Origin of the sequence: Mesorhizobium sp. M1E.F.Ca.ET.063.01.1.1 (assembly GCF_003998155.1) — a bacterium.
Lineage (GTDB): Bacteria > Pseudomonadota > Alphaproteobacteria > Rhizobiales > Rhizobiaceae > Mesorhizobium.
On the sequence record NZ_RZSC01001191.1, the window covers coordinates 1 to 1,170 of the forward strand.

2 protein-coding genes are annotated in these 1,170 nt (G+C 59.9%); both read right to left on the reverse strand.

The window, feature by feature from the left end; translation table 11 throughout:
* Window positions 1-125: 125 nt before the first annotated feature.
* Window positions 126-644 carry an RES family NAD+ phosphorylase gene (locus tag EOA29_RS37150; protein WP_127222440.1) on the reverse strand — a complete coding sequence of 173 codons (519 nt, stop codon included), beginning with the start codon at window positions 642-644 and terminating at the stop codon, window positions 126-128.
* Window positions 641-976: an MbcA/ParS/Xre antitoxin family protein gene (locus EOA29_RS37155; protein ID WP_179296568.1), complete on the reverse strand. Its 336-nt coding sequence runs from the start codon at window positions 974-976 to the stop codon at window positions 641-643. Before EOA29_RS37155 ends, EOA29_RS37150 begins: the two co-directional genes overlap by 4 nt.
* Window positions 977-1,170 lie beyond the last annotated feature (194 nt).

The window sequence follows — 1,170 nt, forward strand, 5'->3', positions numbered from 1 at the left end:
CGCCTCGTCTGAAAGGCCCCGCCGCTATCAGCGACGCAGAGACCGGTTTCGTGTCAATCTCACCAAGGCGAGTGGACTGTTAGGCCGGGAGAGCCCTCCCCTACCCTTCGGATCCCGAGAGCGTCTTACCGCCAGGATAGCTGGTCCTTCGGCAACCGGCCGCTTGGGTCGAATACGGTTACCTTGTGCGGCAGATCCGGACCCCAGTCCCAAAGCACCAGGTTGCGATCCTCCATCTCGGCGCTCGGCGCGAAACTTGGGACCACAATGCCGGCAATACTCCGAGGCCGCAGCCGGTCGTAGACGGACCAGGACGCCGGGCGCTCTCCGTCGCTGAGCGCCGTCGCCCAGGCGCAGGCCATGTCCTCGAGCGCGATAGAAAATTCTCCCCTCGCCTCGTCCGTTGTCAGATCCACGATGTCATCGCAGTCGATCTCATAGGAACACAGCACGCAAGGATCGATCCGGTGCGCGAACCCCTGGTTGGCTTCCTTGACCGCTGTCATGATGGTCAGCGCCAAATAGAGCGCCGGCACGCCTTTGGGATTAAATCGCGCACCTCTGATCGCCGCCCCTTCGCCGGAAGTCGGCTTGAATGCCCAACGAGGATCGTGTGCCCGGTAGCAGGTTCTGACGAACCTCAAGCGAAACCACCAACGGCCATGTGATCGAGATAATCACGGACCGCAGCTGCCTTGCCATCCTTCACCAGCGCTTCAGCAGTGCGTCCGCCAAATGCTGGAAGCGGCTGAGCTCGATACCAAGCCATCGCCTGCTCCTTGCCGCCCGCCCAATCCGTCACGCGACTGATGATCTCAAGCATTTCCCGCAGACGCCCCTGTGTCTTAACCGTAGCGCTGCGCTCCGACCGATAAAGGGTCTCGCGAGCAAGACCAGCTGTCTGGGCCAACTGGCCCTTGGACATGCCAAACCCGTCCGCGACCTGCTCGATCGCAATCTTCCCGTTCCGGTCCATATAGGACAAGATGAGAGGTCCATTCTGCTCGGGGATCTTCAGTGCATGAGCCACAGAATTCATCCTACCATATTAAGAGTCATATTTCTTGTGCAAAAGATATGGCAGTTCTGGGCAGCTTTCAAGCTCGGCTTGAACCAAATCGAGGTGCTGCCTAGCACGCACGCGGATTGAGCAGACCGTGCGCGCGACTA

Coding starts and splice junctions, on each gene's coding strand:
- EOA29_RS37155 (WP_179296568.1), bottom strand. CDS start 976: ATGGACCGGAACGGGAAGATTGCGATCGAGCAGGTCGCGGACGGGTTT.